The sequence below is a fragment of the Spirochaeta dissipatitropha genome, assembly GCF_054657935.1.
Genome location: NZ_BAAHXT010000002.1, coordinates 174,121 through 190,678, shown reverse-complemented (window position 1 = coordinate 190,678; position 16,558 = coordinate 174,121). Strand labels below are relative to the sequence as shown.

The window sequence follows — 16,558 nt, the reverse complement described above, 5'->3', positions numbered from 1 at the left end:
GACTGTCACCCGTCGAATTCCATACGGAGTGCAACCCCGGCACACGTTTCTCTGCCGAAAGACAGCCTGATATTCAGTGCATGGGAAAACCTGCTCAGTAAGATCTCACAATCCCGGGAACTACAGATAAACTGGTTTGCAGCAATAAGATCAATTATTACCGATTGATTTATCTTGTAGCCGTTCAGCAGAATTTTAGCACCCTGTGGTGAGCTACCAATAACATCTGACAGAATTTCAGCCAACATTATTCCGAATAATCCTGGATTAGTCTGCACAAACAGGCCTGTTCCAGGAAAATTGGCATGTAGTGTCTGCCCCTTTTTTACAGCCGCAGGAACAAACCTCAATAAATGCTGTTTACTGAGCTCCGTTATATCGACTCTATCCAGAAGAGCCGGCCGGCCTCCACTTGTCCAGAAATCATCGATGGCCTCGTTTGTTTCCCTTATCTCTTTTTTCTTTTCGAATATGACACCAGCAGCAGCTGAGCCGATTTTAGTGCTGAAATTTGCAGCTATCTCATCAAGAACCACAGAGGCTCTTTCCTGAAGATAATAATGTGCACGTTGTAAAGAATCAGCTCTCATTTTCACGTCTTCCAGTTCATGCTGTACCAGGCAAAATTTCCTTCCCACTACTCGCTGCATAAGAATTAATAAAACAATCAGAACAGAGAAGAATAACGTACCTGCCCTGAGTGGATTCCGCACCTGACTGAAGGCTGTATCTGCTACTGAATCAGCACTGCGTTCGACAATAAGAAATGTGTCCCATTCCTGAGCATAACGGACCCAGAGTGCAGGCCCGTTGAGTCCGCCCGGATGAAGCACAAAGCCTTCTGATACATCTTTTCTCCGGCGCAATACTTCAATAATATCCATACCCCATATGGAATTGATATAATTTCGCTTACCGTTGAGCAGACTGTTGTCAGTTGCATATATGAGTGCGCCATCTCTTCTTGCAAGATATATGTTGAGTCCTGGATCCCGGCTGAATGAATGCATGGTTTCGGAAAAGCCGGAACTATTCAGTCCGCCTCCGGCAAGACCAATAAACTTACCATTACGATCCAGAACCGGAACATTAATCCAGATATACAACATGTTCGTTTCATGATCAAACCAGGAATCAAGATTGGCCTCCGGAATGCCTTCCCGGTATAAATAAAACCAGCCATCCCGCTCCCATTCGCCAGGACTCAATCTTATTATCCGGCCGTCTGCGGCATAATACGTTTCTGAAAGATTGCTCACTATGCTCACATTGCACATATCAAAATCCTGCTTTATTTTGTCCATGAAAGCCTGCAGGGATTCAAAATCTCTCTCACCTGCCAGAATCCAGTCACGAACATAAGCATCCTGGAGCAGTTTATCACCAACACGCCGGTATTTTGCAGCAGTACGATTCAGATCTGCTGTAACTGCGTGTCCAAGTGCCGGAAGCTCTCTCAAACGAATGAAGTTCTGCCGCTCCTGTACATCCCTGAATATCCAGGCTCCGAAAACTGCAAGCGGAACAAGCCAGAGGAGAATAGAAACCACCAGGAGATAATGAGTAAAACGCATCTATTCCCCCTGATTCCTCTGAACAGCCTTCAGATCCAGTATGAAACATGCACCGGGAAATGAAGTTGAGTAGCTTAAATTACCATCATTCAATCTGGCCAACTCATATGCTACATACAGACCGAGACCTGTTGAGGATTCACCGCCGCTTGGTCTGGCAGATAGTTTCTCAAAGCGTTGAAAAAGCCGCAATTGATCTGCCTCTGAAATCCCCGGTCCCTGATCTCTTACCTCCAGCCTGATATTCCGGTCTTTACTGACAACAACATCCACAACACTGCCGAGTGGGGAGAATTTGCAGGCATTATCTACCAGGTTATAGATTATTCCTCTGAGTGAGACAAAATCACCATACACAGGCACCTCAGCAAAGGGTATATCAAGCTTCAGGACCTGGTTTTTCGCGGAAATTTTACCATGTAAATCTCTTGTAACGGCCTCAACAAGCTCAACCAGATCAAGTTCTTCAAGCCGGAGGGTGTGACGTCCATCTGCAAGTCTGAAAGATATCAGGACGTTCTGGACTACATCATTGATTTCTCTCGATGATGACAACAAGTCTTCCACAATCTCCGAGAGGTTATCCAGTGTCACCAGATCGTTTAAATCGCGTATACGATTAAGAAGTATAGTAAGAGGAGTGTTGATATTATGTGTGAGGAAAAATAGAAAGGCATTTTTTTCACTCTCGGATCTAGCAAGATCATGATTATGCTCCACCACTTTCTTGAGCTTGACCAGAGACTGCATGCGCAATGTCAATTCAGATACATCAAATGGCCGGACAAGAAAATCGTTTACCCCTACAGCGAAGCCCTGCCGGATAATATAATCAGCAAAATAATCAGTGACCATGAGAACAGGCAGCTGAAGCAGGTTGAATTCTGACCGCAGCATACTACAAAGTTGAAACGCCTGCTCACCGATAGATGATGAATCTACCAACAGGACATCAAACTCGCCTTTCGAAGCGGCCTGGAGTACATGATAGTGGTCTGAGGCTATGATTGTCTGCATTCCTTCAGCCTGCAGAACAAGTGCACTATGTTTGGCGTTCATAGCATTCTCGTCAAGAATCATTACAGACCCTATACTTCCTGAAGACAGACTACCTGCCAGAGCAGCTCCATTACTGTCATTCAGCGATATCTCCTCAGATACAACAGGGGGATCCGGGCTATCATCAATGTTAGCGCAATGAATTACTTCATTGACATGATGAATCAAGGATTCTGCTTCATTCCGGATCACCTGACTGGCTGCAATAACCTTGGGATCATTAAAGCTCCGACCGAGAATACGTGCGGAAGCTATGATGCTTTCCAGAGGTAAATGAAGCTGATGCGAGATCTCTTTCAGGATAGCCGTCTGCAGATTTCCAAGTGAAGCAGACTGGATACTATACTCAGCACGAATTTTTTCTGTCTCATCAGCAGCATTTTCTGCTATATCCCGATTTCTACGATAACCTATATACTGAAGAAGCAGGCTCAACATGAGTACAAAAGCTGTCAAGCCAAGAATCTGTCTATACTGCACAAGACCACTTGATCTAAGTCCATAAACTGAACTGATAATATCCAGAAACATCATACTGATCCATGGAATAGCTGTAAAACTGATCCAGAGAACCTCCACATCTCTATCTTTCATCGCATAATACGCAAGTAGAACGACCAGCAATAAAAAGGGCAGTGCGAGGAGATTCAGCATATCTGCGAAAAAGTATGGAAGCATCCAGAAAGCAAGACTGGAAAACAGTAGACCAAAGCCAAGCAGAAAGCTAAATGACAAACGTATGAACGTGGTCATATATTTTCGGAACAGGACGTATACGAGGAATCCGGCGGTCAGAAGGTTCAAAAATATACTCAAGGGAAACAGGTACTCAGGGTAAATCAGATTGTCAAAATACAGAAGAAGCAGACGACTTTGACGAAGAAAGAAGAAATACACGGAGAAGGAAAAAGCAGCAGATGCCAGGTAGGTCAGACTCCGATAGATCCAACCAGCGGTCAAGTTAATAAGAATGAGAACCAGAACTGCACCAGAGACCCCACCAAGCACTCCCCTGTGTCTCAACATACGGTTCATGTAGGCACCGGGCTCCCAGATCTGCGGTTTAACAAGTATAGACCTGGGACCATGATACTCCACTACCCGTTCAACAGAAGAGCCTGCAGGTATGGTAATCGGAAAAGCAGCCCGTGTATCCTTAATTACATAATCAGATGATGCTACAATGTCCCCATGCCTGTAAACCGTCACCCCACCACCTGCTGCCGGCCGGAGCAGTTCAGTATAGTAGTTCCTTCCATCGTTTACAAAGTAAATCGTCCTGTCTAATGGGGACGTGTTAGAAATGTTCAGCCACAGATACACAAACCTGGCCGAGCTACTCACTTCCTTCTGGTCAAATATTCTGTAATTCCTGTCAACTTGACGGATATCCAGTGAAAGACGCCTCAGATTTGATTCACTGATGTGCATCTTTATATCAAGACCCGGGCTTTCGACTGCAATTTCCGGACGACTGGTCATGATAAGGGCAAGCAATAGCAGTGTCACCGTTATGCTTATTCCAAAAACATAGAAGGACGTACCCGGGTTTATTTTCTGCACATCTGACTCCGCGATTCACTCAAGAGAACTTTCTTAACGGCTTCGGAAATAAAATCTGATTCATTCTCACCCCGGTATTCTGACACACTGACTCTTAAAGTATTAAGGGTCAGTTCATGCTGAAGCAGTCGATTCAGTTTATATACTATCTCCTCTGCTTCGGCAGCAGACGTATGAGGCAGGAGAATGTAGATTATATGATCAGAGTATAGACCTGGGACATCCACCTGACGAATATTCTTTCTGATCAGCTCGGATACGAGGAGGAACATCTCTTCAGAGTAATCTGATGAATCGGGGAAAACGTCGAAAAACACCAATGCGAGAGTCTGGCCATAACGTTTGTACATTTCTATTTCTTCATGAAGTCTGATGTTCATGAAATCAGACCGGAACAAGCCTGTACCGCTCTCGATCAAGGACTGCTGCTTCAGATAACTTTCCTTTTCTGCAAGTTGAACAGTCAGGTTTCGAATAGTGTTTCTAAGTGACTCAGTGACAGCTGTCTGTCCTGAACAGGCAAGAAGCCCAATAATTTCACCAGAATTATTTCTCAGCACGGAACGGATGATCTCCTGCTTCTCCGCTGAGAAACCAATCAGACCTTGCTCGAGTACATACCGGTCCTGCTCCGTTCGAATTGCAGCCTCCTCGGCGGGAAAGAAATCAACATCTGTCCGGCCAATTAGATCAGCACCTGATTCGAGATTCATGAGTTCAAGAAAGGCCCTGCTGCAGCCTTCATACTGAAGGTTATTATTCTTCCACCAAACAGGAAGTGGTACTGTGTCGAGAAGCGAAGACAGAAATTCATTGAGCCGTGCCTGTTTCTGTTCCTGCAGTTTTTTACTTCTGTGCATCAATCTGATCAGAATAAACACTGCCGAGATTAACAGGCATACTAATACAGCAATTAATGCACTCAGAGAAGAAACAGGATCCGGAGAAGACACAGACAGGGGTGTATAAAACGCCCATTTATTTCTCAACTGCTCCAGGGATCCGTTGAGATGCATGTCCAGAATACTATCATTCAGAAGTTCCAGCAGATTCTGTTCTCCTTTCCGGACAGCCAGGCGATACTCAACTGAAAAAAGCTCTCGTCCGGTATATTGCAACCCAAGATTCAGCTCGCCGGAAAGCTGAACACCAAGGCTCAATGGTGCAATTGTATAGTCTGCAGTTCCGTCATGCACCAGAAACAGAGAATCAGTAAAAGTAGCAGTTCGAATTACTTCACCGTGCAGGTCATGGGGAACAAGATAGTTCTCGATAACCGCATCCTGATCGAGTACAGCAGCACGCAATCCTGGCAGGTCTGTAATGCTGCGTATGGAGGAATCTGGCCTGATAAAAACAGCATATCTATCTACAATGTAGGGTATGCTGAAGTCAAAACGTTCTCTTCTCTCCGGTGTAGCCAGGATACCTGTAACTATGTCAAAGCGGCCATGTTCCAGTCCCTCGAGAACTTGAGACCAGGTATCGAGATGGTGTTCGAAGTCGAATTGGGTATAGTGCTCCAGAAGGCTGATCAGATCAACATCCAGACCGGTTACTCTGCCATTATTTCTGGAACTGAGCGGTGCATAATCAATATCGGATCCGACCCGGAAAACCGGTACCCGCTCAATTAATGCTTCACCGGCAGCAAGAATCCCTCTATGATGAAAAATAAACAGCAACAGTGCAGTACACATTAATATTTTTACTTTGAGCATCGAGCCGAAGTCTACACGCAACAGAGATTGAAATCAATAAAAATCGATGACAATTGAGTCTATTGCCTCTTTTTGCGAAAAGCAGCAATCTATGTATATGAGACTCAAATTCAGCACTGCCAGGTTTCGTACGTTGATTCCTGCAGCACTCTTCACTCTTCTGTCTGCAGGCAGCCTCACAGCATTCTCATTCAGCACTGAACTTGATATGAGTATGAGTACGTATCTGCAGTCGAATGATACTTTTTCGTCACCTGCAGATTACCAGCTTCAGATTCAGAACCAGCTGTCACACTTTGAGGGACCGATCCAGCTTGATGCCGAATTCAGACTTAAGACCAGCCCTTTGCTATTATCAATCGAGAATCTTTCAGCGACCTGGTACATACATGACTATTTAGATATACGAACAGGATTGTTACGGGACACATGGTCTCCTGCATTGTTCTTTCCGGCAGTGCACTTCTTTTCACCGCAGGGATTGCCGGGGGAACTGAACACAGGCAGCAGCCAGGCTGCGACACTAAAACTTGAAAGTACGCTGTACCTGCGCTCCGGCTATCTGCGCGTGCACGTCTCACCCGTAGTTCCTGATTTGAGCCTGCCGGATACGGATTCAATCTGGTTTCCGCATGATTCTTTCCCATCCCTGATCAGTGTGCGGATGCCGTCAGGTGGACGGACTATCTGGCAGCGTGAGGAACTCATAATAGAACACAATCAACCAGAAGCAAGGCTGAACTCGATCTCGGGAGCAATTGAGGCAGGCCTTTCTACGAGATGGCTGGATGCAGCGATAATTGCGTATTACGGCTGGAATCAGAGAACAATAATCGAGCAGAATACAGAGAAACCATTAACAAGCATTAACGGCGAGGGGCAGGATTTCACCATGATCGCGGCCCCCTACTACAACAGACATTTTGTCGCGGCGGGTAAATTAAGCAGCTCATACCGTTCATTCTGGTCATGGATCGAAGCAGCCTACAGCCCGCATTCAGCCATTGCCCTGGCGGTGACCTCTGCCGAACACACCGTCAGTACAGCTCCATTTATAGGCATCAGTACAGGTGCCGGCTGGTTCCTGCCGCAAGGCTGGGGAACATTGCTCCTGGAAAGCCATTATCATCATATATTCTCTTCAGAGACATTCAGCCGCCCGGCATTAAGCCGCTCGGCAGCAGCTCTTCTTGATCTGTCTCCACCGGCTGTTCCAAAACTCGGCCTGAAACTCGGTGGAATTCTTGATGTACCCCGCTTCGACACTGAACCTGCACTGGCGGCTATGACCGAGTTGCAGTTCCGGCCGGACGACCAGGTACTACTGTACATGTCCGGACTCAGATTTTTCAGTCGCCGCCGCAGCTCATTTCTGTACAATTACCGTAATATACAACGACTGCACATCGGAATGCGACTGTATATATAAAAAAAGCAGCAGGCGCTTTGCCTGCTGCTTGATCTAAACACGTCATGCTCAATCAGAGCATTTCACGGTTTACATTTCCATCATTATTTCCAGAATTTTATCATCAGTAAGGTCAATGTCGAACAACAGGGTATTGCTGTTATTATAGACCTTCAGGGTACCGAAGGATTCAAACTCGCCGGTAACCTGCTCGGCCATTTTAGAGTTCAGATCCATTTCATCACTATAAGTGATATCTACTTTACTTTTTTCTTTCAGATCAATAACCAGAACAAACTTTCCAGCATAGCCATCTACACCATCCAGGGTCATGGTATAACCAAACTGTACCCTGGAATCATAGCTTGCAGTAAGAGTTCCGGCATCAGTGTCTGTATTATGATCAATATCATAGTCAAACTTAATGGATGCAATAAAATGGGCAACAGAACCTCTCTTCATTGTCATTGTATCGCCGTCATACGTTTCGGCAGAAACATCCTTCAGAACCCGAAGCCGGAAATTTGTATCGGCATCGGCATCAACAGCCATTTTCTCTCTGTTTCCGGTAAAATCCCATGATGCATTCATTTTGCCCTTGGCAGTACCGTCCAGCTGGATAAGGCTGTCTTCATCTTTCTCATTGCTTATTTCAAGAGAAAAACTACCCGATTCACTGCCTTTATCATCATTACCACTTTCAGTAAAACTATCTTCCCATACCACTGCAGGCTGTGCAGAAAGGCTGAAAGACGGTGCAAGATAATGGCTCAAAATGGCAGCCTGAATAGAGCTCATCTGATTTTCAAGCTCTGCGCCAATCTCCTCTCCCAAGGATTCCATCGGAATTGCAAGGAGCATACCGGAGTTCAACACAGCCGCCAGGGCAGCTTCCTCACTATCCACCGGAGCACTGCTGAAGCTTGGCAGGTCCTTTACATCAACTAGATCAAGCTTGGGACCAAAAAGGTCACAGCCTGTCATGGCCAGTAACAGCACAAGCGCTGTCAAAACTACAAGAATTTTCTTCATATTCTATCTCCTCCAGCAAGATTATATCCCATGGCTCATACCAATTCAATATTTTCATCTGCAATCTTTAAAAATCCGGATTATCGTGATATATGTATGTGCATGAAGGCTGTTTTATCGCTCATCGTATCACTGACTCTTATATCTGCTGCTGCCACAGCAGAGACACCGACACTCCGACTGTTCGGTAGTGCCAGGGCTTTGGAAATCAGCGCTGAGCTGATTATTTCCGACGATTCGGGAACCAGCACCCGCAGCATCGAGATACTCTATAACAATAATGAGGGCAGAGATTATCAATTACGTTCCCAGGTTACGAGTCCTGCATTCCTGCGAAATATGAAATTTCTGGTAACACAGGAAGGCAGTGTAAGCAATACCTGGATCGCTACCAGCCGCGGTGTACAGCGAGTCGGAAACCGCGGAAGCGGTGAGCGGGTTTTCGGTTCTGACTTTCTCATCAGCGATTTTTCCGGATGGAATCTGGATGATTATCGAATCAGCGATATTCCCGGATCTTCCTGGCAGAAAGCTGAAGCTCTATCTGCCGAAAACAAGGAAGCATTCCGTTTCCAGATTCATCCGGAATACGATCTTGTCGCTGCAATCGACTTTCTTGGCCCGGATGGCCAGATCAGCCGCAGCTACCGGGTTCTGAGTTATACAGAGACCTCCTCTGTGATACTTCCCCAGGAAGCACGTATGGAAACGGTTGCTGATGGAAGCAGCAGTCTGCTGAGACTGAAGTCTGTTAACACCGACCCTCGTTTTGGTCCCCGCAGCTTCAATCCTGCCGGGCTCTGACAAGCGCATGAAATCCTTGAGGATGGTTCGATTTCTCTCCATTCTGCTACTCACAGTTCTGACAACTGCCTCGGCGGTATTACTGGGAAAACTCAGCTTTGACCCCTCCTTTGATACAGGTGCAGAACGCAGGAACTCCATTGTACTGGTAATCCCTACAGAAAACCCTTTCAGCCTGGAATCACTGACGAAGAACCTGAAGCTACATGAGGCACTAGAGAAAATCGAAGTGTTTTCCAATCTGAACAATCTATTTACAGTTACAGACATACGTTTGGCTGATGGACTCCTTCAGGAAGAACTATTGATTGATGCAGTTAGCCTGGATTCAGATACGCTTCAGGAATCCCTGAGCAGCTCACCACTGCTGCGACTTCTTCTACTCACCCGGGACGGATCATCATGGATACACTATGTAGAGCAGACAGACTATCTGCGGCTGCAGAACAGCTTCGATGATCTGAAACGCGCCTATCCTGATCTCATTCTCGGCGGGGTTCCTTATTGGGAAACCCTGACACAGCAGATAATCGATCGTGATCTAAAACTTCTGTTGCTAGCAGGGGCTGTAGTTCTGGCTGCTGTGTCAGGCTTGCTGCTGGTTAATCTGCGGCAGAGTCTGATCGTCTGGGTAGCGGCACTTGTGGCAATGCTTATGTCTGCAGCCTCCTTCGCACTGCAGGATATTGCAATGCGTAGTGAATATGTTACCGTACCCGTGCTTGTTCTAGGCCTTGCCACCTCGTACTCCCTGCACATCCGGGCTGGTATAATTGATGACAGCTGGGTATCTGCAATCAGATCGCATGGAAAAATTGTACTTCTGACAGCCGGCACTACCGTGCTCGGCCTGCTGAGCCTGAGCCTTTCCGATTCAGGCAATCTCAGGATCATAGGCATGCAGGCCAGCCTCGGGGTTGCATTTTCAGTGCTGACAGCCTTCCTCGCAGCACCATTGTTTCAGAAATCACGGTCTGAACATGTACAGAATCATCCTGAATCCCGCGCTGAAGAGAGTTCAGTTCGTGAGAGAAAAACTCCTGGACGCAGAGTAATTCTACTTATATTGGGCATAACCACAATCTCGATAATCGGTATTCCGAAGCTTCAGATTGGCTCGGACTATAACTCCATCTTCAGACCCGGGTCAGAAGCCAGGGAATCTGTTCTTTTTATACAGGAGCAGGCGCCAGGCTATCAGGAAATCCAGCTGACGCTGAGCCATCCTGAAGAATATTTCTGGGTTTATATTGAACAGTACCAGCTGCTTGGCAGTTTCGAAGGGGAATTTGCAGAAGCCTTTCCGGGATCTCAAAGCTACAGCTACCGCAATCTTGTTGATGAAACCCTTGCCAGGCTTGATGGTTCCAGCACCCCTGTTCCAGCCAGGAGCACGGAGGAAATTGCAGAGGCCCTCGAGCTCGGCAGCCGTCAGATCGGCAGAAACGGGGAAATCATAGACAGAAACTACCGCAGCACCCAGATGTATCTGAGGATCCCGATTGAAAATCAGGATTACCGCTCCAGTCAGCGCATAGTTGCAATGATTCATGATTTCTGGGGAAGTCAGCAGGATGTAGAAATCAACCTGCAGGGAACACAGATAAAGCAATATCAGGAGCAGTCCCGGTTTCTGCCCGATCAGTTAAGATCCGGCCTGCTGTTCGGAGGCATAGTCGGCTTTCTGATTCTATCGTTCACCCGCCGACCAGTGCAGATTATAAAGGTACTGCTTCCCCCGCTGCTTGCAATACTGCTCGTCTGTGCAGTATATGGTCTGCTCGGATGGAGAATGTTCATTTTTGAAACGATTATTTTCGCTGTTGTGGCCGGAGTCGGGGTAGATGATGCTATCCTGATGGCATTCCTGCAGCAGCACCGGCAGAGCAGAATAACAGTTCTGCTGACAACTATTATTCTCTGCTCAACCGTTGCGGTACTATTGTTTTCATCATTTTTTATTATCATGAGAATCGGCTTGATGATTATTCTCGGATTGGCTACATCCACCACCCTGGTACTCGCCTTGAACAGGACACAGACGCATGCAGAGCCCTGAATCTGCAGATCTGCTTGCACTTTATAAACGCTTGTCAGCGGAATTCGGACCACAGTATTGGTGGCCGGTACGAGGCCGTAGTGCAGATGTACTTCGCGATGTCTCAGCAGCGGTGATTTCAGAAGAAGATCGTTGGGAAGTAATGGCCGGGGCAGTTCTGACCCAGAACACCAACTGGGGAAATGTAGAAATGGCTTTGCAGGCTCTTCGCAATGCGGGCCTGACAGGGCCTGAATCAATTCTGACGATACAGGAATCCGAGCTCGCAGAATATATTCGCTCTTCAGGTTATTACCGTCAGAAGGCCAGGAAGCTGAGGATTCTCGCTGCCGCATGTCTGGATAAAGGTTGGCTCGCCGGAGGATCCGATGCTTCAAGCAGTTCCGACGGTCCGGGTAATTCCAGCGATACCAGGAATCATTTATCCCGGATTCCTGGTAGAGAAGAACTGCTTCAACTCTGGGGAATAGGACCGGAAACAGCGGATTGCATTCTACTCTATTGCTATGGCATCCCGGTATTCGTCATTGATGCCTATACCAAGCGCATTATAAGCCGTTATTTCGGGGCCGAGGCTGCACCGGTACAGAATTACGAAGAATTCCGTAACTGGTTTGAAACAAGACTGACAGAATGTGCCTCCTGTGAGACTGCGAGGCAGGCTATGCTTTACAACGAGTTCCATGCCCTGTTTGTAAAACTTGGCTCAAGCCTCTGCAAACCGAAACCTCTGTGTTCCGCCTGTGTACTATCTGATTCCTGCAGTCATGCACAGCAGGCTTCAAACGAGAAGTAAAATCAGCTATGATCCGCACACAGGGAGTTAATTGTGGCGAATATTAATGAACATGGTGACAACGTAATTTTGATCGGCATGCCGGGGGCTGGCAAAAGTACCGTCGGCGTTCTGGCAGCCAAAGCGCTCGGCTTTGATTTTATTGATACCGATGTAATCATTCAGCAGGCAGCAGGCAGACTGCTCCCCGAAATTATAGAAGATGAGGGTATCGAGGGATTCCTGGAAATCGAAGGTGATATTATCTCGTCACTGGAGATCTGTGAGGCAGTTATCTCGACCGGAGGCAGTGCAGTACTTCGACCGCAGGCTTTAAAACGCCTTTGCGAAGGTGGATTATGTATGTATCTGCGGGTTTCACTCGAAGAAATCGAACGCCGGATCACAAATATCCGCGACCGCGGTATCGCCATGAACCCGGATGAAGATCTGCGTGCAGTCTATGAGGAACGAGAAGCCTACTATAAGAAAGCCGCGGACATTATAATCGATTGTGATGGTAAGGGTATTGAAGATGTGGTGAACAGCGTCACCAGCGAATGGAAAAAAAACACCAGCGATCGGCCTTGATCCCTTATAGCCGCCAGCATTCAGAGGTGATACATTCTATAGTATGAGTCCTCGTCTTATTCGATTTGTCCTGATTGGTATGATCGCACTTATTACTGGCAGCCTTGCAGGCTGTGTCACCGCCCTGCAACCGCGCTGGATTGCCTGGGATACCACTGCGATTCCGGCAGTCGACAGCCCGGTTAATCTGCAGCACCTGAATGACCACTCTGCCGGTAGCCGCGGTTGGGTAGTCCCCAGCCCGGACGGGAAGCTGCTGCTGGATGACAGCCGAATCCGCTTCTGGGGGGCCAACCTCTCATTCGGCGCCAACTTTCCCGAGGCTGAATATGGACAGCGGATGATGCAGCGGCTGTCGGCTAACGGAGTCAACCTAGTACGCTTCCATCACATGGACACGCTCGGTGCCCCCGACGGAATCTGGACGGACGACATCTGGATTTCCGGGGACCGACGTATCGACCCCGGACAGCTTGATCGCTGGCATGCCCTACTGGCAGCCGCTGCTGACGAAGGCATTTACTGGAATCTGAACCTCCTGGTCGGCCGCCCCTTTGTGTACACCGACGATCTCTCCGTTGGTCTATCAGGACTCAGTGAGCTGGACTGGAAACAGCGTGCATCGATTGCAATGTTTCACCCCGAGCTCATCGAACTACAGCAGGACTATGCGCGCCAACTGCTGACCACCGTGAACCCCTACCGCCGCAGCACCCCGATTGATGATCCGGCAGCCGCATTCATCGAGATCATCAACGAGAACGGGCTGTGGTTTGCCCATAACAACGGCACCCTGGCCGAGGCCGACCCCGAGCTGCTGCAGCCCCTGCTGACAGCGTGGCAGGAATACTTACAGGAACGCTACGGATCTCTCGATGAGATGCATCTGCGCTGGCAGCCCACAGACGAATCCCCGCAGCTGGTGGACAGCAGCCCGCAGAACTGGAATCTCGAACAACACGGCAGCGCGCAGGCCGCATGGAACACTGAGGGCACACAGATTGAAATATCCCGTGCCGGAATCGCCGACTGGCACGTTCAACTCAACCGAACCATCACACCCCCCGGGATCTACCTTCTGAATACCATGTTGCGCTTTGAAAACAGCATGAGACCGCCCCTGCTGCAGATCTCAGCTATGCAGGCAGCAGATCCCTGGATGACCGTTGACCCCGGCATCACCTTGGAGCTGGACGACAACTGGCAACAGGTACAGATGTACCTCACCATCCCGGACGGTGAAATCCCTGTCCGTATTAATTTCGGTGGGCTGGGCACGCACACCGGCAACCTGGAGATACGGAATTTTGCCCTGTACCGTGGAATCGGCACAGAACTGCTGCCGGCTGGGGACTGGTCGGCTATTCCTCTGCTGACCGGGGCTGACAACCGCCGCTATGGTCCGAAAGCAGCAGACGACTGGGAGAACTTCCTGATCGAGATGGAGCGCCGCTACTTTGCCGTCATGCATGACTTCATCCGCGATGACCTCGGCTACCGAGGACTGATTATCCCAGGCACCTTCTGGTTCACCCGCGACGAGGTATTGCAGGAATATCCGGTTATGACCAGCCACCACTACTGGCAGCACCCCACATTTCCCAACCGCGACTGGGACCTTGACGACTGGTATGTGCATAGCAGCACAATCACCGATCACCCAAATGCCGGACTCCTTCAGGATGCAGTCATCCGCTTTTCCAGCCAGGCTCGTGGGGTCAGTGAGTACAATCATCCCCACCCTAACCCCTTTCAAGCCGAGGCCTCCTGGCTGCTGGCCAGTCTGGCCGGGTTGCACGACTGGTCCTGGGCTCTGCCCTACAGCTACGCCCACAGCAGCGATCCGGATTCACATAACGGCAATTCGGCTTTTTTCGACTGGCAACAGAACAATCTCCAGCTGACTGCCCAGATACCGGCAGCTATCGCCTACCGCACTGGAATGCTGGATAATCTGCAGGAGCTGGAGTTCTCCACCGGACCACTCTCATTCGGGTCCGTCACGGCCCGCACTGACCAGGCCTTGTTCACATGGGGAGACCTCCACCGGCAACAGTCAATCGGCCCTGTTAGCATCCATCTGTCCAAATCCAGCATTCCGGGTTATGCCATGATTTCGCTGGTGCCGATAGACGGCCTGCCAATCAGTGAATCACAGGATTTTTTGCTGACTATCCTCGGCAGCTTCCGGCTACTGGAAGATCAGTGGCTTGAGTACCCTAACACCCCGCTCGAATTTCCTCCGCCGCGCGACATCCGGATTACCCTCGACCGAACCCGGGCCTTGCCGGTTCAACCGGAGATCCTGAACCCCGAACTCAGCGTACCTGAAGGTTGGAGTATCCAGGCTCTTGATTCCGCCGGAAACCCCACGCCCGATCCCAGCCTGTGGTATCGTATCCGGCACTGACCACAATGACAGCACACCCACAAGAGGTCTGAACGACTCAGAGAATCCACCAAAACCGATTATTCGTGGATCTCTGATATTTTTGAAGGGTAACCGCCAGGACAGTATACTGCTGGAGCTCATTGTTCACCGAAAAATGTGCATGTTCGGCCCCCAATGAGATACAGTATATGAGGATTGAAGATGTGGTGAACAGCGTCACCAGTGAATGGAAAAAAAATACCGGCGATCGGACTTGAACCGATACACCCTTGCGGGCGGCAGATTTTGAGTCTGCTGCGTCTACCAATTCCGCCACGCCGGCATAATGAGGCATCAGAATAACGGAAATGCCGACAGGCTGTCAACGCCCTTCTGTCGGCAGATAATCCCAGTTTGGATTGTACAATGATTTCAGAATGTTCTCCCGGACATAGGGGTTAATCTTCTCGAGGCTGCGGATAACTTCCTTCATGTCTTTCCGCATATTAACTTCCTTCAAGGGACAATCGATGGAAAGAACCGGAAGCTGCAGTGACCGAGCCGCCCTGGCAGTCATAGCTTCCCTGACCAGACACATGGGACGTATAACATGTAATGCTCCCTGGAAAAATTCCTGATTGATCATCATAGTACCAAGGCGTCCCTGAACGGACATATTCATGAGCACCGTTTCTACAATATCATCCAGATGATGGCCGAAGGCGATCTTGTTCCATCCCTCTTCACGGGCAATATCAAATAGCACACGCTTCCGGTTTCTGGCACATAGATAACAGTTGAAGCGCCCCTTGAAGGACGGTGGACGCATGGTCATCGGAATCCTCCTGAAGGGTACTTCAATTTGCTCGAAAAAATCGTCCAGAGCTTTCGTCTGCTCATCGGGAAGGGGATACTCCTTCCACTGCACCATTACTGCTTCCAGGGTATAGCTAACCGGCAGCCATTTCTTCCTGGCAGCCAGAGCATAAGCCATGGAGAGCGAATCTTTTCCTCCGCTGATTCCGAGCAGAACCCGATCATTTTCTGCTATCAAGCGATGTTCATTGATTCCCTTGCCAACCTGTTTGACGAAGCGCTGCACCGACTGGGTCATTGATTCCTGAAATCCTTGCATGGCCACAGTATGCTGCTGTGAAGCACTTGGGGCAAGCCCTGAAATATTGTATGTTACTGTTCTATGAAATCCTATTTTTTCAGGGAGACAGTACGGAACTTTCATGCGCTTGATTGGGCAGCATTGCTGCTTGCGATCGCGCTCTCCCTTGGTGCAAGCCTTTTTGCACGCTCACAGTACGGTGACTCAGCATTTGTAGCTATTGAAGCGGAAGGTAAGTCTCTGCTCTACTCGCTGGATGAGGACCGGGTTCTGGAATTCGAAGGACCACTTGGTCGTACGATCGTAATCATTGAAGAGCGGAAGGTTCGGGTAACTGAAGACCCTGGACCTTTGCAGATATGTGTCCGTGACGGATGGATAGATCGTGCGGGAGAATGGCTGATTTGCCTTCCTAATCAGGTATTTATCCGTATAGAGGGCAACCAGGATGATTCAGAAATCGACGCCACTGTATTCTGAACTT

At 48.7% G+C, this 16,558-nt stretch carries 12 protein-coding genes and 1 tRNA gene; 7 read left to right on the top strand and 6 right to left on the bottom strand.

All coding sequences use genetic code 11. The features are described 5' to 3' along the window. Window positions 1-5 precede the first annotated feature (5 nt). The 3 genes from ACYQ2L_RS02745 to ACYQ2L_RS02735 are packed head-to-tail and all read right to left on the bottom strand — an operon-like array spanning window position 6 to window position 5,917. Complete coding sequence (locus tag ACYQ2L_RS02745) at window positions 6-1,574, bottom strand: cache domain-containing protein (RefSeq protein WP_460050796.1); 1,569 nt, start codon at window positions 1,572-1,574, stop codon at window positions 6-8. Continuing rightward, the gene (locus ACYQ2L_RS02740; RefSeq protein ID WP_460050794.1) at window positions 1,575-4,196 is read right to left on the bottom strand and encodes an ATP-binding protein; all 2,622 of its coding nucleotides are present in this window, start codon (window positions 4,194-4,196) and stop codon (window positions 1,575-1,577) included. Beyond that, entirely contained in the window at window positions 4,184-5,917 is a 1,734-nt protein-coding gene (locus ACYQ2L_RS02735; protein ID WP_460050792.1) for a transporter substrate-binding domain-containing protein, read from the bottom strand. The genes ACYQ2L_RS02740 and ACYQ2L_RS02735 overlap by 13 nt, the downstream gene beginning before the upstream one ends. Window positions 5,918-6,008: 91 nt before the next feature. On the opposite strand from ACYQ2L_RS02735, the gene ACYQ2L_RS02730 reads away from it, so the two are divergent. Continuing rightward, window positions 6,009-7,346 (top strand): hypothetical protein, encoded by a 1,338-nt coding sequence (locus ACYQ2L_RS02730; RefSeq protein WP_460050790.1) that lies wholly within the window; start codon window positions 6,009-6,011, stop codon window positions 7,344-7,346. A gap of 69 nt (window positions 7,347-7,415) precedes the next feature. Here the strand turns inward: ACYQ2L_RS02730 and ACYQ2L_RS02725 are convergent, their stop codons facing one another. Continuing rightward, window positions 7,416-8,357, bottom strand: coding sequence for a hypothetical protein (locus ACYQ2L_RS02725; RefSeq protein ID WP_460050788.1), 942 nt, complete (start codon window positions 8,355-8,357; stop codon window positions 7,416-7,418). A gap of 102 nt (window positions 8,358-8,459) precedes the next feature. On the opposite strand from ACYQ2L_RS02725, the gene ACYQ2L_RS02720 reads away from it, so the two are divergent. From ACYQ2L_RS02720 to ACYQ2L_RS02700, 5 genes are read left to right on the top strand one after another with little or no spacing between them, the layout of a single operon-like run. Next, window positions 8,460-9,161, top strand: coding sequence for an outer membrane lipoprotein-sorting protein (locus ACYQ2L_RS02720; RefSeq protein WP_460050786.1), 702 nt, complete (start codon window positions 8,460-8,462; stop codon window positions 9,159-9,161). A gap of 7 nt (window positions 9,162-9,168) precedes the next feature. Continuing rightward, the gene (locus ACYQ2L_RS02715) at window positions 9,169-11,220 is read left to right on the top strand and encodes an MMPL family transporter (RefSeq protein ID WP_460050784.1); all 2,052 of its coding nucleotides are present in this window, start codon (window positions 9,169-9,171) and stop codon (window positions 11,218-11,220) included. Next, on the top strand, window positions 11,207-12,016 hold the full coding sequence (locus ACYQ2L_RS02710; protein ID WP_460050782.1) for an endonuclease III domain-containing protein: 810 nt from the start codon (window positions 11,207-11,209) through the stop codon (window positions 12,014-12,016). Before ACYQ2L_RS02715 ends, ACYQ2L_RS02710 begins: the two co-directional genes overlap by 14 nt. Before the next feature lie 33 nt (window positions 12,017-12,049). After that, a complete protein-coding gene (locus ACYQ2L_RS02705) occupies window positions 12,050-12,586 on the top strand; it encodes a shikimate kinase (protein WP_460050780.1) in 537 nt (178 codons plus the stop codon). A 43-nt stretch (window positions 12,587-12,629) separates the two neighbouring features. After that, on the top strand, window positions 12,630-14,996 hold the full coding sequence (locus ACYQ2L_RS02700) for a hypothetical protein (RefSeq protein ID WP_460050778.1): 2,367 nt from the start codon (window positions 12,630-12,632) through the stop codon (window positions 14,994-14,996). 220 nt (window positions 14,997-15,216) lie between these two features. Here the strand turns inward: ACYQ2L_RS02700 and ACYQ2L_RS02695 are convergent. Further along, window positions 15,217-15,300: transfer RNA gene (locus ACYQ2L_RS02695), tRNA-Leu, on the bottom strand. A 39-nt stretch (window positions 15,301-15,339) separates the two neighbouring features. Next, window positions 15,340-16,092, bottom strand: coding sequence for a tRNA lysidine(34) synthetase (locus ACYQ2L_RS02690; RefSeq protein ID WP_460050776.1), 753 nt, complete (start codon window positions 16,090-16,092; stop codon window positions 15,340-15,342). A gap of 63 nt (window positions 16,093-16,155) precedes the next feature. Here ACYQ2L_RS02690 and ACYQ2L_RS02685 point away from each other — a divergent pair, with 63 nt between their 5' ends. Beyond that, a complete protein-coding gene (locus ACYQ2L_RS02685) occupies window positions 16,156-16,554 on the top strand; it encodes a NusG domain II-containing protein (RefSeq protein WP_460050774.1) in 399 nt (132 codons plus the stop codon). Window positions 16,555-16,558 lie beyond the last annotated feature (4 nt).